Genomic DNA, 16566 nt, shown 5'->3' on the forward strand with positions numbered 1-16566 from the left:
CCTCCCACCTCTCGCGAGATCATCATGGGTTCCCTATCTTCGAAGAATGCCCTCGTCACCGGCTCGACCAGCGGTATCGGCGTGGCCATCGCCCGCGCCTTTGCTGCCGAAGGCGCCAATGTCACCATCAACGGCCTTGGCGATGCCGCTGCCATCGAGCAGGAGCGCGCCGGCATCGAGAAGGATTTCGGCGTCAAGTGCCGCTATTCCGATGCCAACATGATGGACGGTGCCGCGGTCAGCGCCATGGTGCATGACGCCGAGGCGGCGTTCGGCAGCGTCGACATCCTTGTCAACAATGCCGGCATCCAGCACGTCGCGCCGATCGAGGAGTTTCCCGACGACAAGTGGGAAGCCATCATCCGCATCAACCTTCTGGCGGCCTTCTATGCCATCAAGGCGGTGGTGCCCGGCATGAAGGCACGCAAATGGGGCCGCATCATCAATACGGCCTCGGCGCATGCGCTGGTCGCCTCGCCGTTCAAGTCGGCCTATGTCTCGGCCAAGCACGGCATTGCCGGTTTGACCAAGACGGTGGCGCTGGAAACCGCGCAGGACGGCATCACCGTCAACGCGATCGCGCCGGGCTATGTCTGGACGCCGCTGGTCGAGAAGCAGATCCCCGACACGATGAAGGCGCGCGGGATGACCGAGGAACAGGTCAAGCACGACGTGCTGCTCGCCGCACAGCCGACGAAGGAGTTCGTTACCGTGGAAGAACTTGCCGCGCTGACGCTGTTCCTGTGCTCGGATGCCGCCAAGCAGATCACCGGCACGACCTTGCCGATGGACGGCGGCTGGACGGCACAGTAGAGGGTCAATCGAGGCGTCGGTGTTCCGGCTGGCGCCACGCGGCGTCGGCGGGAAGGATTCGGTCAGGCCAATGAAGATCATCCAGCTCACCGATCTGCATCTGATGACGCCCGGCGGCCTTCTCTATGGCTCCGATCCGCTGGCAAGACTGGAGGCCTGCCTTGCCGACATCGGCAAGAACCATGCCGATGCCGAACTGGTGGTGATCTCAGGCGACCTGACCAATGATGGCGAGCGCGCCGCCTATGCGGCGTTGCGGGAGAGGCTGGCGCAATTTTCTCCGCCCTGCCGGCTGATGCTCGGCAACCATGACGACCGGGCGTTATTTCTGGAGATGTTCCCGGAGGCCGCCACCGAGCGCGGGTTCGTCCAGAGCGTATTCGACGGTAGTGAGGGCCGCCTGATCCTGCTCGACACGCTGGACAGCGGCCATGTCGAGGGCAGGCTGTGCGCGGCGCGCCTCGACTGGCTGGACGAAAGGCTGAGGGAAGCGCGCGGCCCGGCCTTCCTGTTCATGCACCACCCGCCGTTCCGGATACACATGCCGGTGCTTGACGAGGTAAGGCTCGCCGACGCCGATGCCTTGCATGAGGTCTTGTCGCGTCATGGCAATGTCGGCCACATCTTCGCCGGCCACGTCCATCGGCTGATCGCCGGCAGCTGGCGCGGCATACCGGTCAGCACGCTGCGCAGCACCAACCACCAGACGGCGCTCGATTTTTCGCAGAGCTGGAGCCTGGGGCACGAGCCGCCCGCCTATGCCGCGATCTTCATCGACACCGATGGGGTGATCGCGCATTTCCACGATTTTCCGGTGTAGTCTCCAGTCCGAGAATGGGTTCAGCGGTCGTGACGAGGCGACTGTCGAGACCGCCTGAAAGTGTCTCCCATCTCCGTGCGCCGCAGATCATATCCCGGCGATCCTCCCCCAGCGCGCATCGTCCTCGCGGTTGCCGCCCTTCACTGTGCTTTTTTTGGCCCGCACGAGCTCCGCGAAAGGGTGCCAAAAAGCACACGGATTTGGACATTAGTCTTGACAGAAATACAGATGTTCAATACCGGTCAAGCGAATGAACAAGCCTGCAATGTGGGAGGAATGAGCGGTATGGCTTCCAATGTTTCGTTGACGGGCCTTGCCCATGATCTCGAGGAACGCGGCAAGTCGGGCAAGCCCATCCGCATCGGCTTGATCGGCTCCGGCGAGATGGGAACCGATATAGTCACCCGCGTCGCCCACATGTCCGGCATCGAGATCGGTGCCATCTCGGAACTGAACCTGCCGGCCGCCAGCAGGGCGGTGGATATCGCTTTCCAGGAAACCGGGCATGCGCGCGAAGTGTCGAACGCTTCGGCGATGACGGCCGCCATGGAGGCCGGCAAGGTGGCGGTCACCAACGACGCCAGCCTGGTCATCAACAATGACCTGATCGACGTCGTCATCGATGCCACTGGTGTTCCCGCGGTCGGTGCGGAGATCGGCTTGCGCGCCATGGAGCATGGCAAGCATCTGGTGATGATGAATGTCGAGGCCGACGTTACCATCGGCGCCTATCTGAAGAGCGAGGCAGACCGGCTTGGCGTCACCTATTCGCTGGGCGCCGGCGACGAGCCGTCCTCGTGCATGGAACTGATCGAATTCGTCTCGGCGATGGGTCATCCGATCGTCGCCGCCGGCAAGGGCAAAAACAATCCGCTCAACATCGAAGCCACCCCGCCCGCCTATGAAGAGGAGGCGAAGCGCCGGCATATGAATGTGCGCATGCTGGTCGAATTCGTCGATGGTTCGAAGACCATGGTCGAGATGGCGGCGATCGCCAATGCCACCGGCCTGGTGCCCGACAAGGCCGGCATGCATGGCCCGGCCGCGACGCTCGGCGAACTGTCGAAAGTGCTGGTGCCTGAAAAGGACGGCGGTGTGCTGTCGAGGGTCGGGGTCGTCGACTATTCCATAGGCAAGGGCGTCGCGCCCGGCGTCTTCGTCGTCGCCGATATGTCGCATCCGCGCATTTCGGAGCGCATGGAAGATCTGAAGATGGGCAAGGGCCCATACTTCACCTTCCATCGCCCCTATCACCTGACTTCGCTCGAAGTGCCGCTGACCTGCGCCCGCGTCGTGCTTTACGGCAAGGCCGACATGGTGCCGCTGGCCAAGCCCGTGGCCGAGGTCGCTGCCGTGGCCAAGAAGGACATGCAGCCCGGCGAGAAACTCGATGCGATCGGCGAATATTGCTACCGCGCCTGGATCATGACGGCGCCGGAAGCGCGCGCCGCCAAGGCCATTCCCTGCGGCCTGCTGCAGGGCGGCTCGGTGACGGCACCGATCAAGAAGGGCGAGCTCATCACCTATGCCAATGCCGCTCCGGCACCGGGCTCCAAGATCGCCGAACTGCGTGCCCGCCAGGACAAGCTCGTCTATGGAACCGTGGGAGCCTAATCATGGCCGGAGCCAGCAAAGCCGTCGCCGACAGTCGCGCCAACCTGCCTTTCGTCTATCGCCAGTATAGCGCCGAACAGCTCAAGCAGGTGCTCTACAAGATGTACCTCATCCGCCGCTTCGAAGAGGGCGCGGAGGACAGCTACACGCGCGGTCTCATCCACGGGACCATGCATTTGTCGATCGGCCAGGAAGCCAGCGCCATGGGCATCTGCATGCCGCTTGGAGAGGATGACCAGATCACCTCGACGCATCGCGGCCATGGCCACTGCATCGCCAAGGGCGCCGAGGTCAAGCGCATGTTCGCCGAGTTCTTCGGCAAGACCACTGGCTACTGCAAAGGCCGTGGCGGTTCGATGCACATTGCCGATGTCGCCAAGGGCAATCTCGGCGCCAATGGCATTGTCGGCGGGGGCATTCCGATCGCCGTCGGCGCGGCACTCTCCTCCAAGATGATGAAGACCGGCAAGGTCGTCGTCTCCTTCTTCGGCGACGGCGCCAACAATGAGGGCGCCTTCCACGAGGCGCTCAACATGGCGGCGGTCTGGAAGCTGCCGGTCATCTTCGTCTGCGAGAACAATGGCTACGGCATGTCGACGTCGACCGCCCGCTCGACCGCGGTCAAGAACATCGCCGATCGCGCCGCTGCCTATTCGATGCCCGGCGTCATCGTCAACGGCAACATTTTCTCGGAGGTTGCCGAGGCGTCCTACAGGGCCGTCGAGCGTGCCCGCGCCGGCGAGGGGCCGACGCTGATCGAGTCCAAGACCTACCGCCATCGCGGCCATTCCAGGAGCGATCGCAACCGCTATCGCACCAAGGAAGAGATCGAGGACTGGATGTCGAACCGCGATCCGATCGCGCTGTTCGAGAACGAGCTGCGGGAATTCGGCTTCATCGACGACAAGGGTATCGAGGCCATTCGTGACGCGGTGGCGCAGGAGATCGCCGACGGTATCGAGTTCGCCAAGGCGAGCCCGTCACCTGATATCAGCGAGACCGGGAATTACGTGTATACGGAGCAGGCGTGATGGACGCGATGGTGCGTGAACTGAGCTACGCCCAGGCGATCCAGGAAGCCATGGCAATCGCCATGGACATGGACGAACGCGTCTTCCTGATAGGCGAGGATATCGGTGTCTATGGCGGCGCCTTCCAGGTTACCGGCGATCTGGTAGAGCGCTTCGGCACGGAACGCGTCATCGATACGCCGATTTCGGAGCTGGGTGGCGCGGGCGTCGCCGTTGGCGCTGCGCTCACCGGCATGCGGCCGATCTTCGAGTTCCAGTTTTCCGATTTCGCCACGCTTGCCATGGAGCAGATCGTCAACCAGGCGGCCAAGATGCGCTTCATGCTGGGCGGCGAGGTTTCGGTGCCCGTGGTGATGCGCTTTCCCGCCGGCTCCGGCACAGGTGCGGCGGCCCAGCACAGCCAGAGCCTGGAAGCCTGGTTCGGCCATGTGCCAGGGCTGAAGGTCATCCAGCCGGCGACGCCCTATGATGCCAAGGGCATGCTTTTGGCGGCGGTCGCCGACCCCGACCCGGTGATGATCTTCGAGCACAAGCTGCTCTATAAGGCGAAAGGTCCGGTGCCCGAGGGCTATTATACGGTGCCGATCGGCAAGGCCGATATCCGCCGCGAGGGCCGCGATCTCACCATCGTCGCCACCTCGATCATGGTGCAGAAGGGGCTCGACGCCGCCGCTACGCTGGAAGCCGAAGGCATCGACGTCGAAGTCGTTGACCTCAGGACTATCCGGCCGATGGACAAGCAGACCGTCATCGACAGCGTCAAGAAGACATCGCGGCTGATGTGCGTCTACGAAGCGGTCAAGACACTGGGTATCGGTGCCGAGGTCAGCGCCATGATCGCCGAGAGCGAGGCGTTCGACTATCTCGACGCGCCGATCGTGCGGCTGGGCGGCGCCGAGACGCCGATCCCCTACAATCCGGAGCTCGAAAAGGCCACGGTGCCGCAGGTTCCCGACATCATCACCGCCGCGCGCGACCTCGTGAAAGGGGTCCGCTGAGACATGCCGACCGAAGTCATTCTTCCCAAGGTCGACATGGACATGGCGACCGGACAAATCTCGCGCTGGTTCGCCGAGGAAGGTGCCCAGGTCAAGAAGGGCGACGTGCTGTTCGAGATCGAGACCGACAAGGCGGCGATGGAAATCGATGCGCCGGCCAGCGGTGTGCTGCGTGACGTAACCGGCAAGGAAGGCGTTAATATTCCTGTCGGCGCGCCGGTTGCGTGGATCTATGCCGATGGCGAGGCTTACGCGCCAATCTCCCCCCTCGAGCGGGAGATGTCGGCGACGCCGACAGAGGGGGTCGCCTCAGAAGGCACCGCCCTGGCGCCGAGCCCGGTCGAACCGACCCCACCCGACCGGCCTGCGGCCGGCCACCCTCCCCTCGAGGGGGAGGGGAAAACCCGCGCGACGCCTTTGGCGCGGCGTTTGGCTCGGGAAGCGGGTATTGCTCTTTCCGAAATATCCGGCACGGGTCCATATGGCCGTGTTGTGAAGGCGGACATCGACGCAGCGCTCTCCTCCCCCCTTGAGGGGGAGGTGTCCGCGAAGCGGACGGAGGGGGTCGCCTCAGAAGGCACCTCCCAGTCCAGCACCGCCTTGGCGCCGAGTCCGGTCGAGCCGACCCCACCCGACCGGCCTTTGGCCGGCCACCCTCCCCTCAAGGAGGAGGGGGATGTTCTGCGCCTCTTCGAACCCGGCTCCTACGAACTCGTCCCGCATGACAATATGCGCAAGACCATCGCGCGGCGTCTCGTCGAGGCCAAGACCACCATTCCGCATTTCTACCTGACGCTCGATTGCGAACTTGATGCGCTGCTCGCGCTGCGCACGCAGATCAATGCGGCGGCTCCCGTCAACAAGACCGACAAGGGCGAGGTGCCCGCCTACAAGGTGTCGGTCAACGACATGGTCATCAAGGCGATGGCGATGGCGCTGAAGGCGGTGCCGGATGCCAATGCCTCATGGACCGAAAGCGCCATGGTCAAGCACAAGCACGCCGATGTCGGCGTTGCCGTCTCGATCCCCGGCGGCCTGATCACGCCGATCATTCGGCATGCGGACGAAAAGACGCTGTCCACCATCTCCAACGAGATGAAGGATCTGGCCAGCCGTGCGCGCAGCCGCAAGCTGAAGCCGGAAGAATACCAGGGCGGCACCACAGCGGTGTCGAACCTCGGCATGTTCGGCATCAAGGACTTTGCCGCCGTGATCAACCCGCCGCATGCGACGATCCTTGCGGTCGGCGCCGGTGAAGAGCGGGCGGTGGTCAAGAATGGCGAGATCAAGATCGCGACCGTGATGTCGGTGACCTTGTCGACCGACCATCGCGCCGTCGACGGCGCACTCGGTGCCGAACTGCTGGTCGCCTTCAAGCGGCTGATCGAGAACCCGATGGGCATGCTGGTCTAGGAAAAACATCGGCTATTCGCTTAAGGTGGCGAAGCTCGACAAGGCCGTCGCGCGCCAGAAGGTGGAAGACGCGCTGGCTTTGGTCGATCTGCAGGGGCTGGGCGAGCGCAGGCCCGCCAATCTCTCCGGCGGCCAGCGCCAGCGTGTGGCCTGGCGCGTTGTCTTGTCGCCACGCCGTCACTGGTGCTGTTCGACGAGCCGCTCGCCAATCTCGACGTGCATCTCAGAGCCTCGATGGAGGATGGTTTCGCCGCCTTCCACAAGCGCACCGGCACCACCATCGTCGACATCACCCATGATCAGGCCGAAGCGATGGCGCTGGCCGACCGCATCGCGGTGATGGATCATGGGCCCCTGGCGCAGCTCGCGACGCCGCGCCAGCTCTATCATGAGCCGGCAAATGAAATGGTAGCATCCTTCATCTCGCAAGGCATTCTGCTGCCGGCCGATGTCTTGACGGGCGAAGACGGCGGCCATTGCAAGGTCAGGGTTCTCGGAACCGAGCTGGTGGTCCGCTGCCGGCCTGGCGAAAGGCCGCGTGCGGGTGCGAAGATCTGCTGCCGGTCAGCGGATCTCGATGTGTCACCGGACGGTGCGGGCTTCGATGGCCTCGTCAAGCGGGTGGTCTACCAAGGGGGATCGGCGCGTATCGAATTCACGCCCTCGGCCGGCCCCGACCTCACTTTGCACTTCGAACAACCCGACCCGGTCTTGCTGGAGAGCGGAGCGCAGGCGCGCCTGCGAATAATATATAAAGCCCAGCTGGCTGATCCCGGCCGCGGGATCAACCGCGTGCTGATGCTGGACCCGCTTGGCGGCTTTGGCGAACGGTTTGTGGATGGGCTCCTGAGCTGATCTTCCTGTGCGCGCGCCCGATCACCAGGCTATCAGCGGCTAAATCGCGCCAATCCGGCGGCTTATGCTTGAAGCTGCCGCTATTTCATTCCACATCGGGCGCAATGAACGGCAAGATACGAGAATGGTTTCGCAATTGGCGATGGGCCTTGGCCGCTTCGCTGATCCTGCATGCCTTGATCGCAGCGTTCTTGTTCTTTGGCGTGCCGAGATCCGAGCAGCAGCCGGATCCGCAGGAACAGCCCGTCAATGTCGCGATCGTGCCGCCGCCCGAGAAGCCTAAGCCGAAACCTGCTCCAAAGCCACCGGAGCCGACACCTCAAAAGAAGGCTGAAAAGCCGCCTGAACAAAAGCCGCCTGTACAAAAGCCGCCTCCGGAACCGCCGAAACCGTCAGACGACCAGGTGCTGAAGCGCGTCTTTCAGTATGGCCAGAAGGATACCGGGCCGGAGAAATCGCTCGACGGAAGCAGTGCCAAACCCAACACGCCGTCGCCGGCCAATGATGAGGCGGCGAAGCCGCCTGTAGCACCGACACCCACGCCGACCCAGCCCGCCCCGGCTGCAACGCCACAGCAGCAGTCAGAGCCCAGCAAGCCCGACGAGAAGCCGGCCACCGTTGCGCCGGACGAAAAGCCCGCGCAAACCGAGGAAAAGCAGGCGACCGAGGATACCGATAAACAACAGCCGGACAAGCAGGAGCCGGCGCCTCAAACCGACGAGAAGCAAGAGGTCGTGACGCCAAAGCCATTGGCGGCCGAGACCGGTGATAAGCCGGCGCCTCCAGCCTCAACTGGAAAGGCAAAGCCCAAACCTGCCAAGACAATGACGTTCAAACCCGCAAGAGCCTTCAAAGCGCCGATCGGGAATGCTGGAAGGTCAAATCCTACCAACAACGACGTTGCAGGATCGCCGATCTATTCTGGTCTTCCGGGCGTCAGAAAGCTCTACTCGCAGGGGGCAACCGGCAATGCGTTCGCCACAAGCTCCATGGAGAATGTGCCGCGCGGTCAGCGCGTGGCCACCCTTTGCGGCAATGTTCTGAGCCAGGAACTGCAAAGTGCCGACTTTCCGGTCAAATGGGTGCCAACCATTACGCTGGACAAAGGCAATGTTCTCAATCCTCCTCAGACGGCCTTCAGCACCAGAAACGCCTGGTACAATCTAAACTTCCGGTGCGAGGTAGACGCCGATGCGACGAGGGTCCTATCCTTCAACTTCCGTGTGGGGTCATTAGTCCCGCCTGGCGAATGGGCCAGCCGTGGATTCACTAAGTATCCGCTAAATTAGGCCGGCGCGCTGGATTGGCGCCCATCCTGGCGGCGGCGAACTGGCTGATCCCAGGTCTTGATGGATCGGATCGTGGGCGGCAACTCGTTGAGCCGCCCCAGCGCCTTTGTCGGGCTGCCCTGGGTGTGGCGATCCAAATCGATGAGCTGCCAGCGGCTTTATTGCGCAAATCCAAAGCCTACGCTTGAAGCTGCCTCTATTTCATTCCACATCGGTCGGGATGAAGGACGAGGCACGCGAACGGCGTCGGAATCTGTTGTGGGGCATCCCCGCATCGCTGGTCCTGCATGCGCTTATCGCGGCGATCCTGATATATGGCCTGCCAATTCCTCCCCAACAGCGGCAGGAGGAGCAGCCGGTCAATGTCGCGCTCGTGCCTCCGCCCGATCAGCCGAAACCGAAACCTGCTCCCGTGCCGCCTCCTAAGCCACCGGAGCCGAAGGTTGAAAAACCACCCGAGCAGAAGGTTGAAAAGCCGCCTCCGCCGGACAAGCAGGTACAGAATCCCCCGCCAGTCGAGGTCCTGAAGCCTGTCTTTCAGTTCGGCGACAAGGATGCCGGCCCGAGGAAATCTCTGGATGGGGCCAGCGCTCAAGACGGCTCGCCGGCGCCGGCCAAGGATGACGCGTCGAAGCCGCCGGCCGAGCCGAAGCCCGCGGAGAACCAGCCTGCCACGCCGCCAGACGCCGAGCAGCGGGCAGAACCAACCAAGGCCGACAAGAAGCCGGTAACCGCGACGGACGCGAAGCCGACACAGGATGCGGAGAAGCAGGCAGCTTCAACCGAGATGGATAAACAACAGGCAGCCAAACAGGAGGCAGACAGGCAGGCGGCACTCGACGCCGCCAAGCAACAGGGCGCGGCACCAGCGCCTTTGGCTGCTGATGGCGGCGGCGAGATCGAGCTTCCCATGTCAGCCGCAACGCCGCAGCCCAAACCAGCAAATGCAACGAAGCCCAGCCCCTCAAAGGCTTCGAAGTCTGCATCTCGCAACGACTCGGGCCTTCCGGGTGGTCGCAAGCTCTACTCGCAGGACGCCACCGGCGATGCGCTGGCGACGACCTCGATAGGCGGCCTACCTCGCGATCGACGTGTTGCCATGCTTTGCGCTAACGTTTTGCAGCAGAAGTTGCTGGATGCCTCATATTTTCCTGACTTAGTGCCAAATGTTCGGCTGAAGGTGGGCAATACTCTTGTCGCCCCGGACACCGCTTTCCGCGAAGGAAGCACCAAATGGTATCATGTGGCCTTCCGGTGCGAGATCGATAGCGATGCAACGCGAGTCTTGTCCTTCGACTTCCGTGTCGGACCTGTGATCCCGCGGAACGAATGGGCCAGCCTTGGACTCTATTAGGCCGGCACGCCGAGCCTAGACAATTGCCGGCTAACGTCATGCCAGTCGGCGCAGACGAAATCGGCGCCTGCAGCTGTCAGCCGCGCGGCATGCTCGGCATAGGTGTGGCCGCCGCCGGTGTAGCCGATCGCCGTCATGCCGGCGGCGACCGCGCCCTGGATGCCAAAGGGCGAATCCTCGATGACGATGCAGTCGGCCGGGTTGGCGCCCATCCTGGCGGCGGCGAAGAGGAAGATGTCAGGTGCCGGCTTGCCGTTCTTGACCATCGAGGAGCTGTAGATCGCCTCGCCGAAGAAGTGCGCCAGCCCGGTGACGGCAAGGCTGTGGTTGATGCGCTCGACCGAGGATGACGAGGCAACGCAGCGGTCGCCCTCGAGCGTCTCCAGAAAAGCGGCGATCCCCAGCGTCGGCTTCAACTCCTGCGTGAACAGAACCTTGGTCTCGGCCCAGATGTCGCCGTCGGCGGCAGCGGGAAACTGATGGCCGGTCAATTCCCTGATCCTGACGATGATATCGGACTGCTTCATGCCGATGCATTGGGCGATGATGCCGCCATGAACGCCTGGCATGCCGTGCTTTTCATAGACGCGCTCATAGGCCCTGGCGGCCAGCGGCTCGCTGTCGACGAGAACGCCGTCACAATCGAAAATAATAGTCCTTGGTCGCGCCACGCGCTTCTCCCCCGAGTCGATTTTGCACATCGCTATCGGGAAAAAGTCAAATGTTCAATAGTACGGCGTTTTTGATGACCGATGGATCCAACAGCGTGTGATCACAAATGGCGCAGAGCATCGCTTGCGCGCGCCGATCCCAGTGCGCGTTGCATGGCTTGCCGGGACTGTGCGCGATCCGGCGTGATCCAGTTAGGTTCTGCACCGAGGAAGCGGTCGAGGAAAGCCACCGCGTAGGCCGGCATGTCGGTCACGTTCTCGCGATAGGACCACCAGGTGCGCAGATCGTCGGCGCATTTGTCGATGCTTGGCGCGGTGCCGAACTCCTGCTCGTAGATCGCAGAAATCACCGAGACGCAGTAGTTGGTGTAGAGGAAGCCTTCGGGCCAGAAGCGGATGATTTCCAGCGTGCCGGCATTTTGATCTGTTTCGATCAGCTGGCTCAGGCCGGAGATTTCCCTGGCCGGCGCCTGCTTGATCAGCTCGCGCAGCACCAGGCCGGCGGCAAAGACGATGAAGTCGGCGCGGTCTACCGCGGCGAAGCGCTTCTGCGCCTCCATGATCTCGACCCAGTCGAGAAAAGCCCTTGTCAGCTTCGCCTCGTCGATCTCGAAACGCACGCCGAATGTGTCCGAGACCACCTTGGCGCTGCCGCGGAAGGTGGCGCGGAACCAGCGTAGCTGCCGCAACCGGTGGCGCAGGTCGGGCATAAGGGCCAGTTCGTCCCTGAAGGGCAGTTCCATTGCATGCATCCCGTTTGCTGACAGGCTAGCACAGCCGCGCCGCCGCCGAAATCGGCGACGGCCCTGTGGATGGCGTGGTGTAGTCCAATATCATACATATTGACATTCGCGGAAACAAATGTTCTCACTTTGCTGTTGTCGCGCGCCGGTCCAAGGTGCGGTTCAACGGAGGCTTCGGGAGGAGAACCGAATGGCGATTTGGCAGTGGGGACTGCTTCTGCTGGTTATTGTGTGGGCCCTGCAGTCGCTCGGCGTCTGGCTGCAGATGCGGCACTATTCGGATGTCTTCCGGGGCGTCACCGACCAGTACAAGGACGGCTTTGTCGGAGCCGGCAATTTTCGCGGCCGGCTGGCCAAGGGCACCATCGCGCTCGTCGTGGTGACACCTGACCTGATCGTGCGCCGCGTGATGGTGATGAGCGGCCGGTCCGTTTTCACCAAGTTCAAAAGACATGAAGAATTCGAGGGTGTCCCCCTCGATCGACTCCGGTCCAACCCTGCGATCATGGGGGAGGGGGAACCCGGTGTGGCCGAGGCCGTGAAGCGGGCGATCGAACAGATCGACAAAGCACGGTCGGAGCCGGGGAAGAGGCCGGGTCTATCCGGTTTGAACGTAGCAAGGGCCTAAAACACGCCGCGCACCGACTGGGATAACCGGCGGGCGGCATAAGGAGGAGAAATGTCTGTATTTTCGTTGTTGGCGCAGCATGCCGACATGGCCGTGCACAATCTGCATGTCGCAGGTACCATGGTCTCGGATGCTGCTTTGCATGGCAAGCTCGCCGTCGAGCATGCTTCCGATCATCTCGTTGTCCTGGCGCAAGCGGACAGCGGACCGATCACCGTCGACCAATTCAAGGAAAAGCTGAAGGGCGTCCAGCAGGAAGAGCAGCTCGGCTGGCTGACCGCCATCGGCAAATACTTCATCGGTATCTTCCAGAAGGGCGGCGAAGTGTTCGCCGGCTTCGTCACCGGCATCATTCCGACGCTGGTGGTGCTGATGACCGCCTTCTACGCCGTCACCGAACTGGTCGGCGAAGAACGCGTCCACGGCCTGGCGCGCGGTGCCGGCCGTATTGCTCTGACCCGCTATACTCTGCTGCCGCTGCTGGCGGTGTTCTTCCTCACCAATCCGATGGCATACACGTTCGGATCATTCCTGGAAGAGAAGCACAAGCCGGCCTTCTATGACGCGGCCGTGTCCTACGTGCATCCGCCGCTTGGCCTGTTCCCGCACATCAATCCCGGCGAATATTTCGTCTGGGGCGGCATTCTCGTGGCTCTGCTTGAGCTTGAGAAGAAGGGCGTTGTCGTCGCCGGTTACCACGTCAAGGTGGCGATCTGGTACGCCATTGTCGGCCTCGTCGTCATCCTGCTCAAGGGCATGCTGACCGAGCGCATCACCATGATCATGGCACGCCGCCAGGGCGTCGAGCTGTAAGGGCGGGGAGGACATCATGGCCAAGACATACAAAGCCGTAAAGATCTCCCGGGGCAACACAGGTTGGGGCGGTCCGCTCGTCATCGAGCCGACTAGCCAGCGCGACAAGGTTGTCTCCGTCACCGGCGGCGGCATCCATCCCGTGGCTCAGTTGATCGCCGACATGACCGGCGCCACCGCCGTCGACGGCTTCAAGGCGCCGCCGGTCGAAGGCGAGATGGCGGTCGTCGTTGTCGATTGCGGCGGCACCGCACGCTGCGGCGTCTATCCGCGCAAGCGCATCCCGACCGTCAATCTGACGCCGGTCGGCCAGGCTGGGCCGCTGGCCCAGTTCATCACCGAGGACATCTACGTTTCGGGCGTGAAGCCGGCCAACGTCACAATGGCGGACGGATCCGAGGCGGTCACCACTGCGGGGGGAGCAGCATCGATGAGTTCAGGCAATAACACTGCAGCCGCGGCACCACAGCCGCTGCCGAGCGAAGGCGGGCTTATCGGCCTGATCAGCTCGATCGGCCGCGTCATGGGTCGGGTGGTCGGCATCTTCTTCAATTCCGGCCGCCGAACGATCGACCAGGTCGTGCGCAACGTGCTGCCGTTCATGGCCTTCGTAACCATGCTCATCGGCCTGATCCTTTATACCGGCATCGGTGATGTGCTCGCCCAGCCGATGGGTCCGCTGGCCAACAACATCGTCGGCCTGCTGATCATCTCGGCCATTTGCGGCCTGCCGTTCCTGTCGCCCATCCTCGGGCCAGGCGCTGTTATCGCGCAGGTCATCGGCGTCGCCATCATCGGTCCGCAGATCGCCAACGGCACGATTTCGCCGGCGATGGCCCTGCCGGCGCTGTTTGCCTACAATACCCAGGTCGGCTGCGACTTCGTCCCCGTCGGCCTGGCGCTCGGTGAAGCCAAGCCCAAGACGATCGAAATCGGCGTGCCGGCGGTGCTCATCAGCCGTCAGATCATGGGTCCGATCTCGGTGCTGATCGCCTGGGTCGTCAGCCTGATCGTGTTCTAAAAGCAATTCCAGGAAAAGTGTAAGCGGTTTTCCGTCCGGAATTGCGTCAAAGTAGGAAAATGAGGTTCGCCATATGACGGTTCTGTTGAGAACACGGGTCACTGCCATCGGGCCCGAAGTGGCGGACCTTGCCGAAGGAGGCGTGGTCATCCTGTTTGCGGATGGCTCGCCGCCGGAGCTTGCCGAGGTTTCCGTGCTCCACAAGACGGAGCACGGACCAAGTGACGGAGCGCCCGCCAAGGGCGCTTCGATCACCCTCGGCCCGGTTTCAGCTGTTATAACGGCGGTGGGCTCCAGCGCCTGGAGCAAGGTGCTCGAAATGGGCCATGTCGTCATTTCGTTCAATGGCGCCACCGAGGCCGAAAGGCCGGGCGAAATCTGCGCGTCGCAAGTCGATGCACAAGCGCTCGTGGCCGCCCTCAAGACCGGCACGATCATAACCATCGCCGCCTGACAACATTCGCGCCGCAGCCTATGTTCGAGGTGGCGCTCAAAACCAGAGTATTTGCCATGGAACGCTCGACCATCGTCAGAGTGCATGAAGGTTTGCACGCCCGTCCCGCCACGCGATTCGTCAAGCTCGCCAAAGGCTTCGAATCCGATGTCGAACTGGTCAAGGACGGCAAGGCGGTCAGCGCCAAGAGTTCGGTCAAGCTGATGCTGCTGGCGGTCAAGGAAAACCAGGAAGTCACCGTGCGGGCTAATGGCGCCGACGCCATCGAGGCGATCGAGGCGCTGATCGGCTATCTCGAGAACCCCAAGGCGGGTCTCGACGACGAGGCCGAGCCGCAGAGCCCGGCGAATGATGCCGGCCAGGAAGCGACACCCGTACCAGCGCGCCAATCAGCACCCGGCGAAGCAAACGGATTGCGCGGTGTCGCGGCAAGCGAGGGCGTCGCGATCGGGCCGGCTTTCGCGCATTTCCCGCCTGACATCGCCGGACAAGGCCGCATGCTGCAGGCTGACGAGATCGCCGGCGAGATCGACAGGTTCCGTGCCGCCGTCGCCGCCGTCCAGGCGCGCATGGACCGGGCGCTGGCGCAGGACAGCTTGTCGGCCGGAGACCGCGGCATCGTCGCGGCCCTTCGCGATATCGCCGCCGACGACAGCCTGACCGGCGAGGCCGAGAAGGCGATCAAAGGCGGCAATGACGCGGTTTCGGCCGTCATCACCGCCGCTTCCACCATCGCCGCCGATTTCAGCGCCGTCGACGATCACTATCTCAATGCGCGGGCGGACGATGTCCATGCCGTCGGGCGACAGGTCTGCCTGGTGCTGCTGGGCCAAGACGACGTCAGCCTCGAAAACATCCCCGAGGGCGCCATTCTGATCGCTGACGACATCGGCGCCTGGGATCTGGCGCGCGCGCCGCTGAAACGCATTGGTGGGGTGATTTGCGGCCATGGCGGCGCCACCTCGCACATCGCCATCATCGCCCGCTCGCACGGCATTCCGGCGGTGCTGGGCCTTGGCGACCAGGTCAATGCCTTGCGCACGGCGCGCGACGTGGCGCTCGACGGCAACACCGGCCATGTGATCATCGACCCCGACGAGCCGACGCGCGCCGAATTCGCAGGCCGCGTCGAAGCGGCGACAAAGGAGCGCGCCGGGCTGACCGTCTTCAAGACGGTGACGCCGAAGCGCGCCGACGGCAAGGTGATCGAGGTCGCGGCCAATATCGGCTCGCTCGAGGAAATCGAGGCGGCGCAGGAGGCGGGCGCCATGGGCGTCGGCCTGTTCCGCACCGAGCTCCTGTTCATGCGCCACATGCATCTTCCCTCCGAGGACATGCAGGCCGAGACCTATGCGGCGCTGGCCAAGGCCTTCGCGCCCTATCCGGTCATCGTGCGCACGCTCGATATCGGCGGCGACAAGCCGATTGCCGGCATCGAGTTCCCCGACGAGGAGAACCCCTTCCTCGGCTGGCGCGGCATCCGCATGTGCCTCGACCGGCCGGATATCTTCAAGCGCCAGCTCCGGGCGCTGCTCAGGGCCGCCGTGCACGGCAACATCAAGGTGATGCTGCCGATGGTTTCCGATATCGGCGAGGTCAGGCAGACACGCATTCTTGTCGATGAATGCGCCGCCGAACTGAAGGCCGAGGGCGTGCCGCATGCGACGTTCGATCTCGGCGTGATGATCGAGACTCCGGCCGCCGTGCTGATCGCTCAGGCGCTGGCCAAGGAGGTGGCCTTCTTCTCGATCGGCACCAATGATCTCACGCAGTACATCATGGCCGCCGACCGGCTCAACCCGACTGTGGCGAAGCTCAACGACGTCACCAATCCGGCCGTTATGATGGCGATCGAGCTGACGGCAAAAGCCGGCGTTGCCGCAGGCATCATGGTGGGCATGTGCGGCGAGGCGGCGGGCCGGCCGGATCTGATCCCGACCTTCATCGAGATGGGTCTGACCGAGCTTTCGATGAGCCCGGCCTCGATCCAGCGCGCCAAGAAGACGATCACGGCCATGGCCGCTGGAGATTAGGTTTCCGCAGCCGTTC

The 16566-nt window shown here is 63.1% G+C and carries 15 protein-coding genes and 1 pseudogene; 14 read left to right on the plus strand and 2 right to left on the minus strand.

Going from position 1 to position 16566, the window contains the following annotated elements; all coding sequences use genetic code 11:
• Positions 1–24: 24 nt before the first annotated feature.
• The 9 genes and pseudogenes from HGP13_RS07275 to HGP13_RS07315 all read left to right on the plus strand — a co-directional run bounded on the left by HGP13_RS07275 (position 25) and on the right by HGP13_RS07315 (position 10187).
• The gene (locus tag HGP13_RS07275; RefSeq protein ID WP_172223302.1) at positions 25–813 is read left to right on the plus strand and encodes a 3-hydroxybutyrate dehydrogenase; all 789 of its coding nucleotides are present in this window, start codon (positions 25–27) and stop codon (positions 811–813) included.
• A gap of 70 nt (positions 814–883) precedes the next feature.
• Entirely contained in the window at positions 884–1633 is a 750-nt protein-coding gene (locus tag HGP13_RS07280; protein WP_172223304.1) for a phosphodiesterase, read from the plus strand.
• A gap of 285 nt (positions 1634–1918) precedes the next feature.
• Entirely contained in the window at positions 1919–3247 is a 1329-nt protein-coding gene (locus HGP13_RS07285; protein ID WP_172223307.1) for an NAD(P)H-dependent oxidoreductase, read from the plus strand.
• A 2-nt stretch (positions 3248–3249) separates the two neighbouring features.
• Positions 3250–4278 carry a thiamine pyrophosphate-dependent dehydrogenase E1 component subunit alpha gene (locus tag HGP13_RS07290; RefSeq protein WP_172223310.1) on the plus strand — a complete coding sequence of 343 codons (1029 nt, stop codon included), beginning with the start codon at positions 3250–3252 and terminating at the stop codon, positions 4276–4278.
• On the plus strand, positions 4278–5276 hold the full coding sequence (locus tag HGP13_RS07295) for an alpha-ketoacid dehydrogenase subunit beta (RefSeq protein ID WP_172223313.1): 999 nt from the start codon (positions 4278–4280) through the stop codon (positions 5274–5276). Before HGP13_RS07290 ends, HGP13_RS07295 begins: the two co-directional genes overlap by 1 nt.
• Before the next feature lie 3 nt (positions 5277–5279).
• Positions 5280–6689: a pyruvate dehydrogenase complex dihydrolipoamide acetyltransferase gene (locus HGP13_RS07300; protein ID WP_172223316.1), complete on the plus strand. Its 1410-nt coding sequence runs from the start codon at positions 5280–5282 to the stop codon at positions 6687–6689.
• 1 nt (position 6690) lies between these two features.
• Positions 6691–7488, plus strand: a pseudogene (locus tag HGP13_RS07305) (ABC transporter ATP-binding protein); the annotation flags it as partial.
• 160 nt (positions 7489–7648) lie between these two features.
• Entirely contained in the window at positions 7649–8833 is a 1185-nt protein-coding gene (locus HGP13_RS07310; protein ID WP_172234633.1) for a DUF930 domain-containing protein, read from the plus strand.
• A 220-nt stretch (positions 8834–9053) separates the two neighbouring features.
• The gene (locus HGP13_RS07315) at positions 9054–10187 is read left to right on the plus strand and encodes a DUF930 domain-containing protein (RefSeq protein ID WP_172234634.1); all 1134 of its coding nucleotides are present in this window, start codon (positions 9054–9056) and stop codon (positions 10185–10187) included.
• On the opposite strand, the gene HGP13_RS07320 is transcribed toward HGP13_RS07315, so the two are convergent.
• Both HGP13_RS07320 and HGP13_RS07325 read right to left on the minus strand, forming a co-directional pair.
• Positions 10184–10858 (minus strand): HAD family phosphatase, encoded by a 675-nt coding sequence (locus tag HGP13_RS07320; protein ID WP_172223318.1) that lies wholly within the window; start codon positions 10856–10858, stop codon positions 10184–10186. The genes HGP13_RS07315 and HGP13_RS07320 overlap by 4 nt on opposite strands.
• Positions 10859–10959: 101 nt before the next feature.
• On the minus strand, positions 10960–11601 hold the full coding sequence (locus tag HGP13_RS07325; RefSeq protein ID WP_172223321.1) for a hypothetical protein: 642 nt from the start codon (positions 11599–11601) through the stop codon (positions 10960–10962).
• 190 nt (positions 11602–11791) lie between these two features.
• Between HGP13_RS07325 and HGP13_RS07330 the strand changes: the two genes are divergently transcribed.
• The 5 genes from HGP13_RS07330 to ptsP all read left to right on the plus strand — a co-directional run bounded on the left by HGP13_RS07330 (position 11792) and on the right by ptsP (position 16550).
• Positions 11792–12229: a transcriptional regulator GutM gene (locus HGP13_RS07330; RefSeq protein ID WP_172223324.1), complete on the plus strand. Its 438-nt coding sequence runs from the start codon at positions 11792–11794 to the stop codon at positions 12227–12229.
• A 51-nt stretch (positions 12230–12280) separates the two neighbouring features.
• Positions 12281–13042: a PTS glucitol/sorbitol transporter subunit IIC gene (locus HGP13_RS07335; protein WP_172223326.1), complete on the plus strand. Its 762-nt coding sequence runs from the start codon at positions 12281–12283 to the stop codon at positions 13040–13042.
• Positions 13043–13058: 16 nt separating this feature from the next.
• Complete coding sequence (locus HGP13_RS07340) at positions 13059–14063, plus strand: PTS glucitol/sorbitol transporter subunit IIB (protein ID WP_172223329.1); 1005 nt, start codon at positions 13059–13061, stop codon at positions 14061–14063.
• Between the two features lie 73 nt (positions 14064–14136).
• Complete coding sequence (locus HGP13_RS07345; protein ID WP_172223332.1) at positions 14137–14517, plus strand: PTS glucitol/sorbitol transporter subunit IIA; 381 nt, start codon at positions 14137–14139, stop codon at positions 14515–14517.
• Positions 14518–14573: 56 nt separating this feature from the next.
• A complete protein-coding gene (ptsP, locus tag HGP13_RS07350; RefSeq protein ID WP_172223335.1) occupies positions 14574–16550 on the plus strand; it encodes a phosphoenolpyruvate--protein phosphotransferase in 1977 nt (658 codons plus the stop codon).
• Positions 16551–16566: the final 16 nt, after the last annotated feature.

Origin of the sequence: Mesorhizobium sp. NZP2077, from assembly GCF_013170805.1 — a bacterium.
Classification (GTDB): domain Bacteria; phylum Pseudomonadota; class Alphaproteobacteria; order Rhizobiales; family Rhizobiaceae; genus Mesorhizobium.

Excerpts from the sequence above, each read along its gene's own strand:
- HGP13_RS07295 (WP_172223313.1), top strand. The coding sequence starts at position 4,278 with ATGGACGCGATGGTGCGTGAACTGAGCTACGCCCAGGCGATCCAGGAA.
- HGP13_RS07315 (WP_172234634.1), top strand. The coding sequence starts at position 9,054 with ATGAAGGACGAGGCACGCGAACGGCGTCGGAATCTGTTGTGGGGCATC.
- HGP13_RS07310 (WP_172234633.1), top strand. The coding sequence starts at position 7,649 with ATGAACGGCAAGATACGAGAATGGTTTCGCAATTGGCGATGGGCCTTG.
- HGP13_RS07325 (WP_172223321.1), bottom strand. The coding sequence starts at position 11,601 with ATGGAACTGCCCTTCAGGGACGAACTGGCCCTTATGCCCGACCTGCGC.
- HGP13_RS07300 (WP_172223316.1), top strand. The coding sequence starts at position 5,280 with ATGCCGACCGAAGTCATTCTTCCCAAGGTCGACATGGACATGGCGACC.
- HGP13_RS07340 (WP_172223329.1), top strand. The coding sequence starts at position 13,059 with ATGGCCAAGACATACAAAGCCGTAAAGATCTCCCGGGGCAACACAGGT.
- HGP13_RS07285 (WP_172223307.1), top strand. The coding sequence starts at position 1,919 with ATGGCTTCCAATGTTTCGTTGACGGGCCTTGCCCATGATCTCGAGGAA.
- HGP13_RS07275 (WP_172223302.1), top strand. The coding sequence starts at position 25 with ATGGGTTCCCTATCTTCGAAGAATGCCCTCGTCACCGGCTCGACCAGC.
- HGP13_RS07330 (WP_172223324.1), top strand. The coding sequence starts at position 11,792 with ATGGCGATTTGGCAGTGGGGACTGCTTCTGCTGGTTATTGTGTGGGCC.
- HGP13_RS07335 (WP_172223326.1), top strand. The coding sequence starts at position 12,281 with ATGTCTGTATTTTCGTTGTTGGCGCAGCATGCCGACATGGCCGTGCAC.
- HGP13_RS07345 (WP_172223332.1), top strand. The coding sequence starts at position 14,137 with ATGACGGTTCTGTTGAGAACACGGGTCACTGCCATCGGGCCCGAAGTG.
- HGP13_RS07280 (WP_172223304.1), top strand. The coding sequence starts at position 884 with ATGAAGATCATCCAGCTCACCGATCTGCATCTGATGACGCCCGGCGGC.
- HGP13_RS07290 (WP_172223310.1), top strand. The coding sequence starts at position 3,250 with ATGGCCGGAGCCAGCAAAGCCGTCGCCGACAGTCGCGCCAACCTGCCT.
- ptsP (WP_172223335.1), top strand. The coding sequence starts at position 14,574 with ATGGAACGCTCGACCATCGTCAGAGTGCATGAAGGTTTGCACGCCCGT.